13 protein-coding genes are annotated in these 17,109 nt (G+C 65.6%); 6 read left to right on the top strand and 7 right to left on the bottom strand.

Features of this window, described 5'->3' with window-relative positions; translation table 11 throughout:
* Window positions 1–495: 495 nt before the first annotated feature.
* Window positions 496–2,130 (top strand): multicopper oxidase family protein, encoded by a 1,635-nt coding sequence (locus P5W99_RS11805; RefSeq protein ID WP_434660886.1) that lies wholly within the window; start codon window positions 496–498, stop codon window positions 2,128–2,130.
* A 68-nt stretch (window positions 2,131–2,198) separates the two neighbouring features.
* On the opposite strand, the gene cspD is transcribed toward P5W99_RS11805, so the two are convergent.
* Window positions 2,199–2,405 carry a cold shock domain-containing protein CspD gene (cspD, locus tag P5W99_RS11800; protein ID WP_017776809.1) on the bottom strand — a complete coding sequence of 69 codons (207 nt, stop codon included), beginning with the start codon at window positions 2,403–2,405 and terminating at the stop codon, window positions 2,199–2,201.
* Between the two features lie 662 nt (window positions 2,406–3,067).
* Between cspD and clpS the strand changes: the two genes are divergently transcribed.
* The 3 genes from clpS to P5W99_RS11785 all read left to right on the top strand — a co-directional run bounded on the left by clpS (window position 3,068) and on the right by P5W99_RS11785 (window position 7,257).
* A complete protein-coding gene (gene clpS / locus P5W99_RS11795; RefSeq protein WP_028205276.1) occupies window positions 3,068–3,382 on the top strand; it encodes an ATP-dependent Clp protease adapter ClpS in 315 nt (104 codons plus the stop codon).
* Window positions 3,379–5,670, top strand: a complete 2,292-nt coding sequence (gene clpA, locus P5W99_RS11790; RefSeq protein ID WP_421024593.1) for an ATP-dependent Clp protease ATP-binding subunit ClpA — start codon at window positions 3,379–3,381, stop codon at window positions 5,668–5,670. The genes clpS and clpA overlap by 4 nt, the downstream gene beginning before the upstream one ends.
* Before the next feature lie 174 nt (window positions 5,671–5,844).
* Window positions 5,845–7,257, top strand: a complete 1,413-nt coding sequence (locus P5W99_RS11785) for an amino acid permease (RefSeq protein ID WP_434660883.1) — start codon at window positions 5,845–5,847, stop codon at window positions 7,255–7,257.
* Between the two features lie 95 nt (window positions 7,258–7,352).
* On the opposite strand, the gene dut is transcribed toward P5W99_RS11785, so the two are convergent.
* The 6 genes from dut to P5W99_RS11755 all read right to left on the bottom strand — a co-directional run bounded on the left by dut (window position 7,353) and on the right by P5W99_RS11755 (window position 14,721).
* Complete coding sequence (dut, locus tag P5W99_RS11780) at window positions 7,353–7,799, bottom strand: dUTP diphosphatase (protein ID WP_421024591.1); 447 nt, start codon at window positions 7,797–7,799, stop codon at window positions 7,353–7,355.
* A 21-nt stretch (window positions 7,800–7,820) separates the two neighbouring features.
* On the bottom strand, window positions 7,821–8,858 hold the full coding sequence (locus P5W99_RS11775) for an LLM class flavin-dependent oxidoreductase (protein WP_421024590.1): 1,038 nt from the start codon (window positions 8,856–8,858) through the stop codon (window positions 7,821–7,823).
* Between the two features lie 67 nt (window positions 8,859–8,925).
* Window positions 8,926–10,098 carry a bifunctional phosphopantothenoylcysteine decarboxylase/phosphopantothenate--cysteine ligase CoaBC gene (gene coaBC / locus P5W99_RS11770; RefSeq protein WP_434662566.1) on the bottom strand — a complete coding sequence of 391 codons (1,173 nt, stop codon included), beginning with the start codon at window positions 10,096–10,098 and terminating at the stop codon, window positions 8,926–8,928.
* An 86-nt stretch (window positions 10,099–10,184) separates the two neighbouring features.
* Window positions 10,185–10,703, bottom strand: coding sequence for a signal peptidase II (gene lspA / locus P5W99_RS11765; protein WP_421024588.1), 519 nt, complete (start codon window positions 10,701–10,703; stop codon window positions 10,185–10,187).
* Window positions 10,703–13,555: an isoleucine--tRNA ligase gene (gene ileS, locus P5W99_RS11760; RefSeq protein ID WP_421024587.1), complete on the bottom strand. Its 2,853-nt coding sequence runs from the start codon at window positions 13,553–13,555 to the stop codon at window positions 10,703–10,705. The genes lspA and ileS overlap by 1 nt, the downstream gene beginning before the upstream one ends.
* 170 nt (window positions 13,556–13,725) lie before the next feature.
* On the bottom strand, window positions 13,726–14,721 hold the full coding sequence (locus tag P5W99_RS11755; protein WP_421024586.1) for a bifunctional riboflavin kinase/FAD synthetase: 996 nt from the start codon (window positions 14,719–14,721) through the stop codon (window positions 13,726–13,728).
* A 176-nt stretch (window positions 14,722–14,897) separates the two neighbouring features.
* On the opposite strand from P5W99_RS11755, the gene purN reads away from it, so the two are divergent.
* Window positions 14,898–15,611: a phosphoribosylglycinamide formyltransferase gene (gene purN, locus P5W99_RS11750; RefSeq protein ID WP_434660880.1), complete on the top strand. Its 714-nt coding sequence runs from the start codon at window positions 14,898–14,900 to the stop codon at window positions 15,609–15,611.
* A complete protein-coding gene (locus P5W99_RS11745; protein ID WP_434660878.1) occupies window positions 15,608–16,999 on the top strand; it encodes an RsmB/NOP family class I SAM-dependent RNA methyltransferase in 1,392 nt (463 codons plus the stop codon). Before purN ends, P5W99_RS11745 begins: the two co-directional genes overlap by 4 nt.
* Window positions 17,000–17,109: the final 110 nt, after the last annotated feature.

The raw sequence follows: 17,109 nt of genomic DNA, 5'->3' as shown, positions 1-17,109 counted from the left end.
GTGTCGCTTCCTCGTCGCTGGTCTGCTCGCGCTTCTTGCCCTGAGCGGCGCCAGCGCGTGCGAGCCCATGCAGCGAGACGCGAACTCATCGCCGGTTTCGCATGTTGCGCATCGGGCTGCTGCGGCGGACGATCATTGCGGCGTCGCAGAGCCGGCAAGCACGCATGGCCGCTGCGCCGGCCATGCGAGCGATTGCGCTGCGAGCTGCTGTGGACATTGCGCCGCGCCGCCTGTCGGCGCGCGCATCGGTACGGGCGTGCCCGAGCGCTCCCCACGCGCTGCGCCTGCCGCTGCACTGCGCGCGGGCATCACCCACGCGCCGCTGTTGCCGCCTCCCATCGTCTGAACGCGGGCGCTTCGCCTCATGGGCGGAAGCGGCCCGATGCAGGCCCGAGAGGATTCGTCGTGCGGTGAGCGCACGCGAAGCCCATGGCCACATGCGCGGCGCGCTGTCATTGCGCGTCGCGTCGTCAGGTGTGTTTGAGGAATTCATCGATGAAACGCAGAACTTTTTTGTCCGGCGCATTGAGCGCCGCCACGGCGTCGCTGTTTGCGCGCGCGGCGCTGGCCCAGCAGAGCGGCCATGCGATGTCCGGCATGTCCAACATGTCCGGCATGAGCGGGATGAGCGGGATGAGCGGGATGTCCGTCGCGATGATGCACGCGCCGACGCCGCTCGCGGCAGCCGATGCGTTGCCCGCCGGCGCGCCGCTGGCAACGTTGCGAACGCTGGTGAACGAGAGCCGCGAAGCAGGGCATTTTCGTGCGACGCTGATCGCCAGGCCCGTGACGCGGCCCTTGCTCGCTGGGCAGCCGGCTACCACTTTCTGGCAATACGATCCGGGGAATCAGACCGATAAGGCCGATGACGCCGGCCCCGGCGTCGGTCCGTTGATCGACGTGCAGGAAGGCGACACTGTCGAGATCCGCTTCGTCAACCGGTTGCCGCAGCCGTCCACGATTCATTGGCACGGTTTGCCCGTGCCGCCCGATCAGGACGGCAACCCCATGAACCTCGTGGCGCCAGGTGACGAGCGCGTCTACCGGTTCACGCTGCCCAAGGGGAGCGCCGGCACCTACTGGTATCACCCGCATCCGCACATGCACACGGCCGAGCAGGTGTTTCGCGGGCTCGCGGGTCCCATTGTCGTGCGCGCCGCGAGCGATCCGCTTGCGGCTTGGCCGGAGCGCCATCTGTTCGTATCCGACCTCAAGCTTGCTGCTGACGGCACGATTTCCGAGAACGGCATGATGGACTGGATGAACGGTCGGGAAGGCCAGTTCGTGCTCGTGAACGGCGCGCGCGAGCCGCGCATCGACGTGGTGCGCGACGAGCGCTGGCGTGTCTGGAACGGCTGCAGCGCGCGCTATCTGCTGCTGGCGTTCGATGATGGCCGTGCGTTCGCGCAGGTCGGCACCGACGGCGGCCTGCTTGCCGCGCCGCGCGAGGGTGTGACTTCGCTGCTGATCGCGCCGGGTGAGCGCGCCGAACTGATCGTGCGCGCGGGCGAGGGCGCGTCACGCGCGCGCATGATGGCCGCGCAGTACGACCGGCGCAAGATGGCGATGTCGCACGGCAGCCTGCCGCCCACGCCATCGGCCGTATTGGCCCAGGTGCAATTCGCGCCGCATGGCGCGGCGGCGGCATTGCCTGCGCAGTTGCGCACGATCGAACCGTTGGCGCCGCGCGGCAAGACCACGGCTGCGCTCACGCAAAAATCCGTGGTGTTCAGCGAAGTCATGGACATGCATGCGATGCACCAGCCGGGGGCGTCAAAATCGGGCATGCCGCGCGGTATGCAATTCATGATCAACGGCACAATCTACGATCCCGAGCGCATCACGCTTACGAGCCGCCGCGGCGAAGTCGAGCATTGGACGATTGCGAACCGCACGGACATGGATCATCCGTTCCATCTGCACGGTACGCAGTTCCAGGTAATGTCGCGCGAGACGGGCGCCAAGCGCGTGGACGAGCCGTATCTCGCATGGCGCGACACGGTCAACGTGAAACCCGGGGAAAGCGTGCATCTTGCGACCGTGCAGGACGTCGCGGGCGAGCGCATGTTCCATTGCCATATCCTCGAGCATGAGGACCTCGGCATGATGGGCACGCTGCGCGTGATCTAGCGAAAAATCGTCCGCCCAAAAAGAAACCCGGCCGAAGCCGGGTTTCTCAGGTACAGATACCGAACAGGTCAGGCAGCTGCCTGAATGTTCGATGCCTGCTTACCCTTCGGGCCTTGCACGACCTCGAAGCTCACCTTCTGACCTTCTTTGAGGGTCTTGAAGCCATTCATCTGGATGGCCGAAAAGTGAGCGAACAGATCCTCGCCGCCTTCGTCCGGCGTGATGAATCCGAAACCCTTCGCGTCGTTGAACCACTTAACCGTACCGGTTGCCATACCAACTTCCCCTGTAACTCATGTCACTACCACGAGCAGTTCGAAAAGCTAAACGATCGCAGAGTGCGAACGCCCCCTCTCACAAGCTCACCAACGGCATTTTTTCGAAAATATAGGCGGTTGAAAAAAGTGCCAGCTTGATTGTTGGGGCTCTTTATTCTGCTGTCAAGAATATTTTGAGACGTTATCTGACGCGTTGTAAAGAGCACATTCCAGGGTTTTTCCGGCTTTTCTTGCGACTCTGTCTGGCCGAAATCGTAGGCAGTTGCCGATGCACTCATCCGGTTCGTTTTTTATCCAATCGGAGTTGCGCGAGCTGTCTTGAAAAGTCGCATAATCGACTCACATGGGATGCACCGCAGCACGAAATCTGCGGACGTGCGTGCGCAGGCCTACAGTGGCTGCCCACGTGGGCACGCAGGTTGTGCGATACTCGATTCGACGGTGGCCCGAAAGCTGCTGGCAGAATGGTTCGAACCGGCCCCGCAGCCGGGCGCCCGCGAAAGTACGGCTTGAGGTACGGATTGGGCGAGGCTGATCGAGTCCGGGAAAACGAGGCTGCGCCGGGATTGTCCGCACGGCGCCGCAGCCCGGTGTTCACCGGACGGCCGGTCGGGTTTCGGCAGGATTGCGGGCCTGTCCGAGTTGTTTAGAATGGGTGTATGGCGATTATCCCGGACAAGCAGGATTCAACCGTAGTGGAGCGGCAGGAGCAAAAGGTCAAACCGCCCTCCATGTACAAGGTCGTGCTGATGAACGACGACTACACGCCGATGGAATTCGTCGTGATGGTCGTGCAGGAATATTTCAATAAGGACCGCGAGACCGCAACACAAATCATGTTGAAGGTGCATCGCGAGGGCAGGGGCGTTTGTGGGGTCTATACGCGGGACATCGCGTCGACCAAGGTTGAGCAAGTCGTTACCCACGCGCGGCAAGCGGGGCACCCGCTGCAGTGTGTGATGGAGGAAGCATGATTGCCCAGGAACTGGAAGTCAGCCTGCACATGGCGTTCATGGAAGCACGTCAGGCGCGGCATGAGTTCATTACGGTCGAGCATCTTTTGCTCGCGCTGCTGGATAACCCAACAGCTGCGGAAGTGCTGCGAGCGTGCGCTGCGAATATCGAAGACCTGCGACAGAACCTGCGCAACTTTATTCACGACAACACTCCTACGGTTCCCGGCACGGATGACGTCGATACGCAGCCGACGCTCGGGTTCCAGCGCGTGATCCAGCGCGCGATCATGCACGTCCAGTCCACCTCCAACGGCAAGAAGGAAGTGACGGGCGCGAACGTGCTGGTCGCGATCTTCGGCGAGAAGGATTCGCACGCGGTGTACTACCTGCAACAGCAGGGCGTCACGCGTCTGGACGTGGTGAATTTCATTTCGCACGGCATCGCGAAGACCGGCAGCGGCGAAGCAGCCAAGGCCAGCGAGGCGAACGCCGAAGCCGAAGACGCGGCAGGCCAGAAGGAAACCCCGCTCGCCCAGTTCACGCAGAACCTGAACCAGATGGCGAAGGATGGCCGCATCGATCCGCTGATCGGGCGCGAGCTCGAAGTCGAGCGCGTGGTGCAGGTGCTGTGCCGCCGCCGCAAGAACAATCCGCTGCTCGTGGGCGAAGCGGGCGTGGGCAAGACTGCCATCGCCGAAGGCCTCGCCTGGCGCATCACGCGCGGCGAAGTGCCGGACATTCTCGCGGACGCACAGGTCTACTCGCTGGACATGGGCGCGCTGCTGGCGGGCACCAAATATCGCGGCGACTTTGAGCAGCGTCTGAAGACCGTGCTCAAGGAGCTCAAGGAGCGTCCGCACGCGATTCTCTTCATCGACGAGATTCATACGCTGATTGGCGCGGGCGCCGCGTCGGGCGGCACGCTCGATGCTTCGAACCTGCTCAAGCCGGCGCTTTCGTCGGGCACGCTCAAGTGCATCGGCGCGACCACCTTCACGGAATATCGTGGCATCTTCGAGAAAGACGCGGCGCTGTCGCGGCGTTTCCAGAAGGTGGACGTGGTCGAGCCGACCGTGGAGCAGACGGTTGCCATCCTGCGCGGGCTCAAGTCGCGTTTCGAGGAGCACCATGGCGTGAAGTATTCGTCGGGCGCTTTGAACGCAGCGGCCGAGTTGTCGGCGCGCTTCATCACCGACCGTCATTTGCCTGACAAGGCAATCGACGTGATCGACGAAGCGGGCGCGGCGCAGCGCATCCTGCCGAAGTCGAAGCAGAAGAAGACCATCGGCAAGAGCGAGATCGAGGAGATCATCTCGAAGATCGCGCGCGTGCCGGCGCAAAGCGTCTCGCAAGACGATCGCTCGAAACTGCAAACGCTCGACCGCGATCTGAAGGCGGTGGTGTTCGGACAGGACCCGGCTATCGACGCGCTTTCGGCCTCGATCAAGATGGCGCGCGCGGGTCTGGGCAAGACCGACAAGCCGATCGGCTCGTTCCTGTTCTCGGGCCCCACGGGCGTCGGCAAGACCGAAGTGGCGCGTCAGCTGGCGTTCACGCTCGGCATCGAGCTGATCCGCTTCGACATGTCGGAGTACATGGAGCGCCATGCGGTGAGCCGGCTGATCGGCGCGCCGCCGGGCTACGTAGGGTTCGATCAGGGCGGTCTGCTCACCGAAGCCGTCACGAAGAAGCCGCACTGCGTGCTGCTGCTCGACGAAATCGAGAAAGCGCACCCGGACATCTTCAACGTGCTGCTGCAGGTGATGGACCACGGCACGCTGACCGACAACAACGGCCGCAAGGCAGACTTCCGCAACGTCATCATCATCATGACGACGAATGCGGGCGCCGACACGATGAACAAGTCGACGATCGGTTTCACGACCCGGCGCGAGCAGGGCGACGAAATGGCCGACATCAAGCGGCTGTTCACGCCCGAGTTCCGCAACCGGCTCGATGCGACGATCAGCTTCCGTGCGCTCGATGAGGAAATCATCATGCGCGTGGTCGACAAGTTCCTCATGCAACTGGAAGACCAACTGCATGAGAAGAAGGTCGACGCGCTCTTCACCGATGCGCTGCGCAAGCATCTGGCCAAGCATGGCTTCGACCCGCTGATGGGGGCGCGGCCGATGCAGCGCCTGATCCAGGACACGATCCGCCGTGCGCTCGCCGACGAACTGCTGTTCGGCAAGCTCATGAATGGTGGCCGCGTGACCGTGGATGTCGACGCCGAGGACAAGATCCAGCTCACGTTCGACGCGCAACCCGCACCGCGCAATCCGGAAGCCGTGGAAGTCGAATAAGCACTGCTTGCCGCTAACGCACGACGGCGTAGCCCTTTACGGGTTACGCCGTTTTATTTCGAGACCAAAGAATCAGGAATCCGAAATGATTTATGCGGTCTTCGAGGTGCGTGCGACGCCACAAAGTAAAATAGGCGTTCATTCACAGTGTCAGCGCAAAGCAGGGGTGCAATAGTGGTACCACGTAAATCGGGCGCGTTCGACTCCATCGTCGAGCGCGAGCAGGGGCTGCGCCAGGGCTTGTCCGCGGGCCAGATGACGATGATCGCCATCGGCGGCGCGGTGGGCACCGGGCTCTTTCTCGGCAGCGGCTTCGCCATCGGCTTTGCCGGGCCGGGCGTGCTCGTGTCCTATGCGATTGGCGCGCTGATCGCGCTGTTGCTGATGGGCGCGCTGGCCGAGATGACCGTCGCGCACCCGACCTCCGGTTCGTTCGGCGCGTATGCGGAGCACTATATCGGCCCGCTGGCCGGCTTCGTCGTGCGCTACGCGTACTGGTCCGCCTACGTGCTGGCCGTGGGCACTGAAGTCGCGGCCATCGCCATCTACATGAAGTTCTGGCTGCCGCACGTGCCGGGGCTCTACTGGATTGTCGGCTTCTCGGCGGCGTTGATCGCCGTAAACGCCATGAGCGTGCGGGCCTACGGCACCATCGAGTATCTCTTTTCCAGTCTCAAGATCGCGGCGATCGTCGCGTTCATCGTGCTCGGCGCGTGGTTCGTGTGGCGCGCGCCCGCCAGTTCGGGCGTGGGGTTCTCGAACTATACGTCGCACGGCGGACTGCTGCCCAAGGGCTGGTGGGGCGTGTGGGTGGGCACGATCGTTTCGCTTTTCAGCTACCTCGGCGTGGAAACCATCGCGGTTGCCGCAGCGGAGGCCAAAGACCCGGCGCGTGCCGTCACGCGGGCGTTCCGCGCGACGGTGCTGCGCCTCGTGCTGTTCTATCTGCTCACGCTCGCGCTGATGCTCGCCATCGTCCCCTGGACCGAGGCGGGCGGCAACGAGAGCCCGTTCGTGAAGGTGATGGCCGAAACCGGCGTGCCGTACGCGGCCGGGGCGATCAACTTTATCGTGCTTGTGGCCGCGCTGTCGGCCATGAACAGCCAGCTTTACATCACCACGCGCATGATGTTCAGTCTCTCGCGTGCGGGCTACGCACCTGCGGTGTTCGGGCGCCTCACGCCCAATGGCGTACCGACCGCGGCGCTCTCGCTGTCGACCATCGGCATCGCCGTGGCGGCCGTGCTCAACGCGCTTTGGCCGCAGGCGGCGTTCACGCTGATGATGTCGATCGCGATGTTCGGCGCAATGTTTACGTGGTTCATGATCTTCGTGACGCAAATTTTCTTCCGCGCGCGTCGCGCGCGCGACGGGAGCGCACCGCTCGCATTCCGCATGTGGGGCTTTCCGCTCACGAGCGTGCTGGGCGCGCTGCTGATGCTCGGCATTCTGGTCGGCACGGCGTTCACGCGCGAATTCCGCATGACGCTCGCATATGGGCTCGGGTTTCTCGCGGTGCTCGTGGCGGCATATGCGCTATGGTATCGCCGCAGGCAGCCCGCCGCACGGGCTCAGGAGTCGCTGTGAACGCAAAAAAGCACGCCGTGAGCGTGCTTTTTTGTTGCTGCTGGGCGCGCCGGATTGGGGCCAGGCGCGTTTGGGCGGCGCTCAGAGCTCAGTGCTCAGTGCTTGCCCGTGCTGCCGAAGCCGCCTGCGCCGCGCTCGCTTTGCTCGAAGTCGTCGACGATATTGAACTGCGCCTGCACCACCGGCACGATCACGAGTTGCGCGAGACGCTCCATCGGATTGAGCGTGAAAGTGGTGTGGCCGCGGTTCCAGGTGGAGATCATCAGCTCGCCCTGGTAGTCGGAGTCGATCAGACCAACGAGATTGCCGAGCACGATGCCGTGCTTGTGGCCGAGACCCGAGCGCGGCAGGATCAGCGCCGCGTATCCGGGGTCGGCCAGGTGGATCGCGAGACCGGTCGGCACGAGCTTCGTTTCGCCGGGTTCGAGCGTGATTGGCGTGTCGAGGCAGGCGCGCAGGTCGAGGCCGGCGCTGCCCGGCGTGGCGTAGTGGGGCAGCTGGTCGCGCATGTGTTCGTTCAGGATCTTGATGTCGATTTTCATGAGGCTCCGATTCGATCGGGGTCAGGGTTGGGTCGGCGTTGAGTCCGGGTTGGATCGGTTCCGAGGCAACTGGAAGGCCTCGGCGAGAAGTTCGTAGGAGCGCAGGCGCGCCTCGTAGCTGCCCGCGACGGTCAGCACGACGAGTTCATCGGCGCGAAAGCTGTCCTTGAGCGCGTGCAGGCGCTCGGTGACGCGTTCGGGCGTGCCGATGATGCTGCGCGGCTTTTCGCGGTCGATCACGATCTGTTCGCGTTCGCCGTATTCCTGCGCGCGGCCCTGCTCGAGACTCGGAATGGGCGCGTTCAGGCCGTAGGCCATCTGCACGCGGCGCAGGTCGACGGCCTTTTCGAGGTCGGCGGCTTCGGCATCGGTGTCGGCGCAGATGACGAATACCGCACACGCGAGATACGGCTTTGGTTCGTGGCCGGCCTGGAAGCTGTCGCGGTAGGCGTTGGCCACCAGGTGCCCGAAGTGTGCGTTGATGAAATGCGCGAACGAGAAACGCAGCCCGAGCTGCGCAGCCAGCGCGCCGCCGAAGTCGCTCGAACCCAGCACCCACAGCTGCGGCCGCGTGGCGATTTGCGGCTGCAGCGCCACGCCGTGCGCGAGGTGGTCGGCGGCGAGCGTGCCGTCCATCAGGCCGACGAGATCCTGCACCTGCTGCGTAAACTGATCGCCGCGATTGTAGGCACCTGCTGCAACGGCCTGAGCGGTGCGCATGTCGCCACCGGGCGCACGGCCCACGCCCAGATCGACCCGCCCCGGGAACAGCGCTTCGAGCATCATGAACTGCTCGGCGACCTTGAACGGGCTGTAGTAGGGCAGCATGATGCCGCCCGAGCCGATGCGGATGCGTTGGGTCACGCTGCCCAGGCGCGCGAGCATGACTTCGGGGGCGGGGTTGCATACACCCAGCAGGCCATGGTGCTCGGCGCACCAGTAGCGCGTGTAGCCGAGCTCGTCGGCGAGTTGCGCGAGTTCGACGGTGGCGGCGATGGCGTCCGCCGCGGTGTGCCCGGCAATCACGGGCGACTGGTCCAGCACGGAAAGCAGTGTCATGGCAGTACTGCTCCTTCACTTCGTTCGCGGCGCGCCGCGTCAGCGCCCGAGGGCGCCGGCGTGCGCGTCACGAGATGATGCTCGGGTCCGGCAGACGCCGCGCGATTTCGGCGATCAGCGTCTGCGCGAGCGCCTGCTTGGCCGCCCGCGGCAGCGGCGTGCGGCCGGCGGCTTCGAACAGCACGACTTCGTTCTCGTCCTGGCCGAAGGTCAGCGGGCCGAGGTTGCCGATCAGGAGCGGCACGTTCTTGCGCGCGCGCTTTTCTGCGCCGTGCACCTCGAGGTCGCCGCTTTCGGCCGCGAAGCCCACGCAGTACGGAGGATTCGGCATGGCCGCGACCGACGCCAGAATGTCGGGGTTCTCGACGAAACTGAACGTCGGCATGCGGTGCTCGGCCGTCTTCTTGATCTTGTGCGCGGCAACGTGATCGACGCGCCAGTCGGCCACCGCGGCCACGCCGATGAAGACATCGGCATCGCTTGCTTCGCGCATCACGGCGTCGTACATCTGCTGCGCGGTCTGCACGTCTTCGCGCCGGACGCCCCACGGCGTGGGCAGCGCAACGGGGCCCGCGACCAGATGCACTTCGGCGCCGGCTTGCTGCGCCGCGCGCGCGAGCGCGAAGCCCATCTTGCCGCTCGAGCGGTTCGTGATGCCGCGCACCGGGTCGAGCGGCTCGAAGGTCGGTCCGGCCGTGATCAGCAGCTTGCGGCCTGCCAGCACCTTGGGCGCGAAGAACGCGACGATGGCCTCGTAAATGGCTTCCGGCTCCAGCATGCGCCCGTCGCCGACTTCGCCGCAAGCCTGCGGGCCGGAGTCGGGGCCGAGCGTTTCCACGCCGTCCGCGCGCAGTTGCGCGACGTTGCGTTGCGTAGCCGGGTTGTTCCACATCTGCCGGTTCATGGCCGGCACGACCAGCAGCGGGCAGTCGCGCGCGACGCACAGCGTGGCGAGCAGGTCGTCGGCGAAACCGTTGGCGAGTTTGGCGATGAAGTCGGTGGAGGCGGGCGCGATGACGATGGCGTCCGCTTCGCGCGAGAGGTCGATGTGCGCCATGTTGTTGGGCACGCGGCCGTCCCACTGGCTCGTGTAGACGGGGCGGCCCGAGAGCGCCTGCATCGTGACCGGCGTGATGAACTGGGTGGCCGCCTCGGTCATCACGACCTGCACGTTCGCGCCGGCCTTGGTCAGGAGGCGCGTGAGCTCGGCGATCTTGTAGCAGGCGATGCCGCCTGTCATGCCGAGCACGAGGTGGCGGCCGGCCAGCTCGCCTTCGGTTGCAGCGGAGGTGTTCAAATCAAGTCTCCAGTCTCGGGCTGGCGCGCTCAATGCGACTTGCGCACGCGCCGCAATTCGTCGAACACCAGCAAGATGGCGCCCACGGTGATCGCGCTGTCGGCAACGTTGAACGCCGGCCAGTGCGACGAGCCCAGATGGAAGTCGAGGAAGTCGATCACATGGCCGTACATCAGGCGGTCGATCACGTTGCCGAGCGCGCCGCCGAGTATCAGCGCGAGCGCGGTGCAAAAGAGGCGTTGCCCCGCGTGGCGCTTGAGCAGGTAGCCGATCACGATGGCCGCGACCACGCCGAGCGCCGTGAATGCCCAGCGCTGCCAGCCGCCCGCCGCCGCAAGGAAGCTGAACGCGGCGCCCTTGTTGTAGACCAGCACGAGGTTGAAGAACGGCGTGACCACGCGGCCTTCGCCATAGCTGAACATCCGCGAGATGGCGATCTTCGTGAGCTGGTCGGCGAGGATCACGATCACCGCGATGCCGAGCCACGGCGCAAGCATGCCGCGCGCGCCGCTCGACTTCGACTGTTTCGGCAGGGTCGTTTTGGCCATTATGCCGCGCTCCGCGCTTCGCCGTTGCCGAACAGATTGGCCACGCAGCGCCCGCACAGGCCCGGGTGCCCGGCGTTCGCGCCGACGTCCTCGCGGTAGTGCCAGCAGCGCTCGCACTTGAGGTACTTCGAGGTGACGACTTCGACGCCTTCGTCGGCTTCGCTCTCGACCTTCACGACTTCGGCCGCCGAGGTGATCAGCACGAACTTGAGGTCTTCGCCCAGCGAGGTGAGTGCATCGTAACGCGCGCCGCTCGCCAGAATGCGCACCTCGGCCTGCAGCGACGAGCCGATCTGGTTCGCCACGCGCGCCTCTTCGAGCGCCTTCGTCACGTTGCCGCGCACTTCGCGCAGGAGCGTCCACTTGGCGATCAGCTCAGGCGCCTCTCCGATATCCGGGAACGCGTGGAACGTCTCGGTGAAGATGGTCGTGCTTTGCGGCTGGAACACCTTCCATGCTTCCTCGGCCGTGAACGAGAGGAACGGCGCGAGGATGCGCAGGAGGCTGTGCGTGATGTGGTGCAGCGCGGTCTGCGCGGCGCGGCGCGCGGCCGAATCGGGCGCGCTGGTGTACAGGCGGTCCTTGAGCACGTCCAGATAGAAGCCGCCCATGTCTTCCGAGCAGAACGTCTGCAGCTTTGCCACGACCGGGTGGAACTCGTAGCGGTCGTAGTGCGCGAGCACGTCGTTTTGCAGCGTGTGCGTGAGCGCCACGGCGTAACGGTCGATTTCGAGCCACTGGTCGGCGGGTAGCGCATGCGTTTCGAAGTCGAAGTCCGACAGGTTCGAGAGCAGGAAGCGCAGCGTGTTGCGGATGCGGCGATAGCCTTCCGTCACGCGCTTGAGAATCTCTTCGGAGATCGCCAGCTCGCCCGAATAGTCGGTCGAGGCAATCCACAGGCGGATGATTTCTGCGCCCAGGCGGTTCGCGACCTCATGCGGGTCGACGCCGTTGCCGAGCGACTTCGACATCTTGCGGCCTTCGCCGTCGACCGTGAAGCCGTGTGTGAGCAGCGCGTTGTAAGGCGGGCGGCCATCGAGCATCGAAGCCGTGAGCAGCGACGAGTGGAACCAGCCGCGGTGCTGATCCGAGCCTTCGAGATACAGGTCGGCCGGGAACTGGAGCTCGTCCTTGTGCGAGCCGCGCAGCACGTGCCAGTGCGTCGTGCCTGAGTCGAACCACACGTCGAGCGTGTCGCGGTTCTTTTCGTACATATTGGCGTCGTCGCCGATCAGCTCGCGCGCGTCGAGCGTCTGCCAGGCTTCGATGCCTTCCTTCTCCACGCGCTTCGCGACTTCCTCGAGCAGCTCCAGCGTGCGCGGATGCAGCTCGCCGGTTTCCTTGTGCACGAAGAACGCCATCGGCACGCCCCATTGGCGCTGGCGCGAGAGCGTCCAGTCGGGGCGGTTCGCGATCATCGAGTAGAGGCGCTGCTTGCCCCACGACGGGTAGAACGCGGTCGCCTCGATGCCTTCGAGCGCAGTCTCGCGCAGGGTCTTGCCGCCGTCCTTCGGGGTGACGTCCATGCCCGCGAACCACTGCGAGGTGGCGCGGTAGATGATGGGCGTCTTGTGGCGCCAGCAGTGCATGTAGCTGTGCACGTACTTCTCGCTGCGCAGCAGGGTGCCGGCGGCGTCGAGCGCGTCGACGATCTTCGGGTTCGCGGCCCAGATGGTGAGCCCGCCGAACAGCGGCAGCGATTCGATATAGCGGCCATCGCCCATCACCGGGCTGATGATGTCCGAGTCGGCCATGTTGTGCGCCTTGCACGACACGAAGTCTTCCACGCCATAAGCGGGCGCCGAGTGCACGATGCCCGTGCCGGTGTCGGTCGTGACGTAATCGCCGAGATAGATCGGCGAAGTGCGCTTGTAGCCCGGATGCGCCGAAGCGAGCGGGTGGTTGAATCGCAGGAGCGAGAGCTTCTCGCCCTTCGTCGTGGCGACGATCTTGCCGGTCAGGCCGAAGTCCTTCATGCAGGCTTCGACGCGCTCGACAGCCAGGATCAGCAGGCCGCGCTCGGTGTCGACGAGCGCGTAGTCGATCTCCGGATGCACGTTGAGCGCCTGGTTCGACGGAATGGTCCACGGCGTGGTGGTCCAGATCACGATGCCGCCTTCCTCGCGCGGCAGGGCCGCGAGGCCGAACGCGGCTGCCGTCTGCTCGGGTTGCGCGAACGGGAACAGCACGTCGATGGTCGGATCGGTCTTGTCCTTGTACTCGACCTCGGCCTCGGCGAGGGCCGAGCCGCAGTCGAAGCACCAGTTCACGGGCTTCAGGCCCCGGAACACGTAGCCTTTCTCGATGATCTTCGCGAGCGCACGGATCTCGTTCGCCTCGTTCACGAAGTTCATGGTCTTGTACGGGTTGTCCCAGTCGCCGAGGACGCCCAGGCGCTTGAAGCCGGCCTTCTGCGTCTCGATCTGGCCGGCCGCGTACTCGCGCGCCTTCTTCATCACTTCCTGGGCCGGCAGCGACTTGCCGAATTGCTTCTCGATCTGGATTTCGATCGGCATGCCGTGGCAGTCCCAGCCCGGCACGTAGACGGCGTCGTAGCCGGCGAGATTACGCGCCTTGACGATCATGTCCTTGAGGATCTTGTTGACCGCGTGGCCCAGGTGGATGTCGCCGTTCGCATACGGCGGACCGTCGTGCAGGATGAACTTCTTGCGGCCCTTCGAGGCCTCGCGGATCTGCTTGTAGATGCCTTTTTCTTCCCACTCCTTGACCCATTGCGGCTCGCGCTTGGGCAGGTCGCCCCGCATGGGGAACGGGGTGTCCAGAAGATTGACGGGGTACTTCGATTCGGACTTCTGCGCGGCTTTGCCGGAGGATGCTTTCTTGTCGCTCATGGTGAGATCACGTGGAATTCGGGGGATGCCTGGCGTCAGCATTGCGGCGGTGCCGCGCAACTGTCGCCTTGGACGCCGCTTACCGCCGAGGCGGCGGCGCCGTGGGGCGGAGCGGCCCGCGCGCGCCGCGGTCTTGCCTTGCTGGACGAGACGCGCGCGCGGGCCACGGCTTACCTAATTCGGTCGGTGGCCGAGGTGGCGAAGCCGGTGGAGCGGCTGCCGGCCACGCCGGCGCCCGCGGCGGCGAACCATGCGCGGGTGTTCGCCACGTCGCGCGCAATCGCGGCGGTGAGCGTTTCGAGGTCGGCGAACTTCTCCTCGTCGCGCAGCTTCTTGAGGAACTCGACGCGCACGAGCTTGCCGTAGGCGTCGCCATGCCAGTCGAGCAGATGCACTTCGAGCAGCACGCGGCCCGTGTCGTCGACGGTCGGGCGCACGCCGAGGCTCGCGACGCCAGGCAGCGGCTCGTCGGCGATGCCGTGCACCTGCACGACGAAGATGCCCTTGAGCGCCGGGCGCTTATGGCCGATCGGCAGGTTCAGCGTGGGAAAGCCGAGATCGCGGCCGAGCTTCAGGCCGTGCGTGACGTGCCCGCTGATCGCGTAGCCACAGCCGAGCGACGCGCGTGCGGCGTCCAGGTCGCCCGCCGCGAGCTGGGCGCGCACGGCGGAGCTGGAGATGCGCACGCCCGAGGGGTCGGCCACGGTGGCCATCTGCTCGACTTCGAAGCCGTGCTGCGCGCCGGCGGCCTGGAGCGAGGCGAAGTCGCCCGCGCGCTTCGCGCCGTAGCGGAAGTCGTCGCCGATCATCATCCAGCGCGCGTGCAGGCCGCCGACGATGATGCGCTCAACGAACGTCTCGGGCGACTGGCTCGCGAATGTGTGGTTGAAATGCTCGACCACGACGCGGTCCACGCCGTTCTCGCGCAGCGCTTCGAGCTTGTCGCGCAGCATGGCAATGCGCGGCGGGGCGCCGGCCGGATTGAAGAACTCGCGCGGATGCGGCTCGAAGGTCATCACGCAGACGGGCAGGCCGCGCGCGTTGGCGGCCTCGCGCACGCGCGCAAGCAACGCTTGATGTCCGCGGTGGACACCGTCGAAGTTGCCGATGGTAAGCGCGCAGGGCGCGCGACTTTCAGCGTTGGGAAGACCGCGGAAGACTCTCACGATAGCGGAACCTGGAGGAACCCGAGGGAACCTGGAAAAGTGCGCGCGGGCCATGCGCGCCGATCAATACCGGTGATGCGGCCATGGCCGCGACTAAACAGGAGATTATAAACGCACGGGGCGACGATCGCCGCCGCGCGAGCGTCGGATGCCCGCCCCGATGATAAAATCCGCGGATGAAAAATCTCGTCATCCTGATTTCCGGGCGGGGCAGCAACATGGAGGCTATCGTGCGCGCGTGCGAAAACGAAGCCTGGCCGGCGCGCATCGCCGCCGTGGTTGCCAACCGCCCCGACGCCGCGGGCCTTGCGTTCGCCGCCTCGCACGGCATTGCCACGGCGGTCGTCGACCACCGCCAGTACCCCGACCGCGCCTCGTTCGACACGGCGCTCGCTCAGGTCATCGACAGCCACGCGCCGGACCTCGTCGTGCTCGCGGGCTTCATGCGCGTGCTCACCGAGGGCTTCGTGCAGCGTTATTCGGGTCGCATGCTCAATATTCATCCCTCGCTGCTGCCGAGCTTTCCGGGCTTGAAGACGCACGAGAAGGCGATTGACGCGGGCTGCCGCGTGCATGGCGCCACGGTCCATTTCGTCACGCCCACGCTCGACCATGGTCCGATCGTGATGCAGTCGGCCGTGCCGGTGCGCACGGGCGACGACGCCGCGGCGCTCGCCGCGCGCGTGCTCAAGACCGAGCACGTGATTTATCCGCGTGCGGTGCGCTGGTTCGTCGAAGGGCGCCTCGCGCTCGATGGCGAGCGCGTGACGCTCACGCCGCCCGAGGCGCAATGGCTCTTCCTTGACGAGACCAGCGTGGAAGAAAACGCAAAAACAGGCGCACAAGCCGTAAAAGCAGGCGCACCAACACACGCCGGGGAGGGCGCATGAGATTGCATGGTTTCCTGATCGGACAGACCGAGACGTTGCTGGCCGACGTGCTCAAGTTCACGGGTCCCGCTGATGCCGTGACGAGCCGCTTCTTTCGCGAGCACCCGAAGCTCGGCCATGCCGAGCGCGGCGTGATCGCCGAGGCGGTGTTCGCCGTGCTGCGCCGGCGCATGGAGTTCGCGCATCTGGCAGAGAGCGGCACCGGCAGCCCGACGCGGCGCCTTGCGCTGCTCGGCCTGATGGCGACGGCCGGGCGCTCGGCGATTCGCCCGTTCGTGTCCGACGCCGAGGCAAGCTGGCTCGAGCACGTCGCGAAGATCGACCCGGCGAGCCTGCCGCAGCGCGTGCAGCTCAATTTGCCCGAGTGGATCATGAAAGCGCTGGAAACGCGCTTTGACCCGGCCGAGCTCGCGCAACTAGCAGCCGCGCTGAATTATCCGGCGCCGCTCGATCTGCGCGCGAACCCCATCAAGGCGAACCGCGACGAGCTGCTGCGCGCGCTGGCCTCGGCCGGCATCGAGGCCGGCGAGACACCGTTCGCGCCGTTCGGCGTGCGCGTGACGGGCAAGCCCGCGCTGGCGAAGCTCGACGCGTTCAAGGAAGGCTGGTTCGAGGTGCAGGACGAGGGCAGCCAGCTGCTGTGCTCGCTCGTGGCGCCCCGCCGTGGCGAGATGGTGGTGGACTTCTGCGCGGGTGCGGGTGGCAAGACGCTCGCGCTCGGCGCGATGATGCGCTCGACGGGCCGCCTCTATGCGTTCGACATTTCCGAACGGCGCCTCGCGAAGCTCAAGCCGCGCCTCGCGCGCAGCGGCTTGTCGAACGTGAATCCGGTGTTGATCGACAGCGAGCACGACGCCAAGATCAAGCGCCTCATCGGCAAGATCGACCGCGTGCTCGTGGATGCACCGTGCTCGGGTCTCGGCACCCTGCGCCGCAATCCCGACCTCAAGTGGCGCCAGTCGCCGGAGTCGATCGCCGAGCTCGCGCCCAAGCAGCTTTCGATTCTCACGAGCGCGGCGCGGCTGCTCAAGCGCGGCGGCCGCCTCGTCTATGCGACCTGCAGCATTCTCGAAGCCGAGAACGAAGCGGTCGTGAAGCAGTTCCTGGAAGCCCATCCCGACTTCGTGCTGGTAAGCGCGCGCGACGTGCTCGCGGACCAGCGCGTGGGCCTCGACACCGGCGAATATCTCTCGATGTGGCCGCACCGCCATGCGACGGACGGTTTCTTTGCGGCCGTGCTGGAGCGCCGCGGCGAAGCGCAGCCGAAGACGAAGCAGGCCGGCGCCGCCACGACGCCGGACGAGGCTGCCGCCGTGACCGAAGCCGCCGACGCTATCGCGAAGGCGCAGCAGTCGGAGGCCGACGAGCCGGACGCGGCGCTGAAGTAAGCGAACGGTTAGAGACAGATCGTGCGGGGCCGTCCGGTGGAGCTGGACGGCCCCGCGTCATTTCAGGCTCTTTTTGCGGCTTTCCTTGAGCGGCATGCATGGCGACGCGC

The organism is Paraburkholderia sp. A3BS-1L, assembly GCF_051125215.1.
Taxonomy (GTDB): domain Bacteria; phylum Pseudomonadota; class Gammaproteobacteria; order Burkholderiales; family Burkholderiaceae; genus Paraburkholderia.
This window is presented reverse-complemented; position numbering and strand designations above follow the sequence as displayed.